Origin of the sequence: Devosia insulae DS-56, from assembly GCF_000970465.2 — a bacterium.
Classification (GTDB): Bacteria; Pseudomonadota; Alphaproteobacteria; order Rhizobiales; family Devosiaceae; genus Devosia_A; species Devosia_A insulae.
Genome location: NZ_LAJE02000334.1, coordinates 1 through 2,835, shown reverse-complemented (window position 1 = coordinate 2,835; position 2,835 = coordinate 1). Strand labels below are relative to the sequence as shown.

The 2,835-nt window shown below is 64.7% G+C and carries 2 protein-coding genes; one reads left to right on the top strand and one right to left on the bottom strand.

Features of this window, described 5'->3' with window-relative positions; all coding sequences use genetic code 11:
• Positions 1–69: 69 nt before the first annotated feature.
• Complete coding sequence (locus VW23_RS21885; protein ID WP_069911618.1) at positions 70–723, bottom strand: ThuA domain-containing protein; 654 nt, start codon at positions 721–723, stop codon at positions 70–72.
• 287 nt (positions 724–1,010) lie between these two features.
• Between VW23_RS21885 and VW23_RS21880 the strand changes: the two genes are divergently transcribed.
• Positions 1,011–2,789, top strand: a complete 1,779-nt coding sequence (locus VW23_RS21880) for a bifunctional metallophosphatase/5'-nucleotidase (RefSeq protein WP_069911617.1) — start codon at positions 1,011–1,013, stop codon at positions 2,787–2,789.
• Positions 2,790–2,835 lie beyond the last annotated feature (46 nt).

Here is a 2,835-nt window from a genome sequence, read left to right as displayed (position 1 = left end):
ATAGGGACCAGGGACAGGGTGGGGGGTACTCTTCCCGCGCCGACCCATCCCCGCGCCAGAAGCGAAACCCTAAGCCTCAGCCCGCGCCGCCCAATTGATACCCCGGCGCAGAATCGTCGCCATCTGCGGGTTTTCGAATTCCTTGGCCTGGTGGCCGAGCGTCGAGTGGAACACCTTGCCGGCGCCATAGAGCCGCTTCCACACCACCGGCATCACCACGCCCTTGGTCCACGCCGCGTGCTGGCCGGAGAAAGTCGTGGTCGCCAGCACTTCGACCGAAGGGTCCATGTGCATGTAATACTGCTCGGAAGTGTAGGGAAACGAGGCGGGGATCCCCTGCATGATCGGGTCCTCGGGCTTCGTCACATCCACCGTGTAATCGATGATGTTGCCCGGATGGGCCACCCACTGCCCGCCGACCACGAACTGGTAGTCGACCGCGTCGCGGAACGCATCGCTCATCCCGCCATGATGGCCGGCGAGGCCAACGCCGCTTTCGATGGCTTTGACGAGATTCGCCAGCGGTTCCTTGTCGATCTTGCTCATGGTGTAGATCGGAATGATCAGGCTGAGCTCGTGGATTGCCGGATCGGCGAACACCTGGAGGTCGGTTTCGACCCGCACCGAATAGCCGTCTTCATGCAGCCAGCGCCGGTAGATTGCCGCGCATTCCTCGGGGTCGTGCCCGTTCCACCCACCCCAGACGATCAAGGCACTCCGCATAGTCGACTCCTGAAAAGCGTGGTCGGGGAAAGCTGCTGGCTTTCCCGGGTCGATCACGCGGTAACCGGCGATCGAAAGCGCGCGGAGAGTAACCGAACCGGCCGCTCATGGAAGCCCAAAAGCGTCGCTTCACGCCCTTCCGCTGCCGTCCGATCTATAGTTAACTTGGCGCTCCACTGGGGTTGCGGATGACGGCCAGCGGCATGCCTGATGCGTGTTACACCGGCGTTGCAATGCAGTGCGAGAAGAGTCCGGACCAACCGGATTCCACGCAAAGGAACAGGGATATGAAGAAGCTGTTGTTCGGCGCCGCGGCGCTGGCGCTATCGGCCGGATTGACCGGCGCGGCGCAGGCCGAGTTCTCGCTCAAAATCCTCCACATCAATGATTTCCACTCCCGCTTCGAATCCATCACCGGCACCGACTCGACCTGTAACGCCGAGGGCGAGACCAAGGGCGAATGCTTCGGCGGCATTGCGCGCCTGAAGACCGCCATTGACGCCGAACGCGCCAAGGCCACGGCGGCAGGCGAGAACAGCGTGCTGTTCTCGGCGGGCGACGAGTTCCAGGGCTCGCTGTTCTACACCCAGTACAAGTCCGAGATCGTCGCCGACTTCATGAACGACATGGGCTTCGACGTGGTCGCCACCGGCAACCACGAGTTCGACGATGGCCCGGCCGAGTTCGCCAAGTTCATCGCCTCGGCCAAGTTCCCGATCATCGGCGGCAACTTCGACACCACCAAGGATGCAGACCTGAAGGGTCTGCCCAAGGGCGTGATCGTCCTCAACATCGGCGGTGAGAAGATCGGCGTCATCGGCGCCACCACCGAGGATACCCCCGATATCGCCTCGCCCGGCCCGAACGTCGCGTTCGAGAGCGTCACCGAATATGTGAAGGGCGCTGTCGGCGCGCTGGAAGGCGCCGGGATCAACAAGATCATCGTCGTCAGCCATATCGGCTACAATGTCGATCAGGACCTGGCCAAGGCCGTCTCCGGCATCGACGTGATCGTCGGCGGCCACACCCACACCTTCCTCGGTACCGGCAAAGGCGAAGCCGGCCCCTACCCCACCCTGGTCAAGAACCCCGACGGCGTCGACGTGCCGATCGTCCAGGCCGGCCAGTACGGCAAGGTGCTGGGCGACCTGAAGGTCACCTGGGACGATGCCGGCAAGGTCATCTCCGCTACCGGCGCGCCAATCCTGCTCGATGCGTCGGTGACGCCCGACCAGGGCTTCCTCGATCGCGTCACTGAGCTCGGCAAGCCGCTCGAGGCGCTGAAGGCCGAAGTGATCGGCAACGCCACCGAGGCCATCCAGGGCGATCGCAACGTCTGCCGCGTCATGGAATGCTCGATGGGCAACCTCGTCGCCGACGCCCAGCTCGACCGCGTCGCCGACCAGGGCGTCACCATCTCGATCGCCAACTCGGGCGGCCTGCGTGCCTCGATCGACGCCGGTCAGGTCACCATGGGCGAAGTGCTCACGGTGCTGCCGTTCTCCAACACCCTCGCCACCTTCCAGCTCACCGGCGCCGATCTCGTCGCCTCGCTGGAAAACGGCGTGAGCCAGATCGAAGAAGTGGCGGGTCGCTTCCCGCAGGTCGCCGGCCTCAAATACACCTTCGACAGGTCCAAGCCCGTGGGCTCGCGCATCTCCGATGTGCTGGTCAAGGACGGCGACAACTGGGTGCCGATCGACCCGGCCAAGACCTACGGCCTCGTCACCAACAACTATGTGCGGGGTGGCGGCGACGGCTACGAGCTGTTCGGCACCAAGGCGGTGAACGCCTACGACTTCGGCCCGCCGCTCGAGAAGGTGGTGGCCGACTACATCGCCAAGCTCGGCGGCGACTACACCCCGTACACCGACGGCCGCATCACCGACGCCTCACCGGCACCGGCGGCTGAACCCGCGCCAGCCGAGGCCCCGGCAGCTCCGGCTGAAGCACCGGCAGCTGCTCCGGCCGAGGCACCGGCGGCTCCTGCTGAAACTCCGGCAATGGAAGCCCCTGCGATGGAAGCTCCCGCAATGGCGCCCGCTACGGAAACACCGAAGCAGTAAGCACCAGAACGCTCAGTCGGCGGTCCCTCTCCCGCCTGCGGGGGAG

Bases quoted from the DNA above. Each gene is read 5' to 3' on its own strand.
- VW23_RS21885 (WP_069911618.1), bottom strand. From the start codon at position 723: ATGCGGAGTGCCTTGATCGTCTGGGGTGGGTGGAACGGGCACGACCCC.
- VW23_RS21880 (WP_069911617.1), top strand. From the start codon at position 1,011: ATGAAGAAGCTGTTGTTCGGCGCCGCGGCGCTGGCGCTATCGGCCGGA.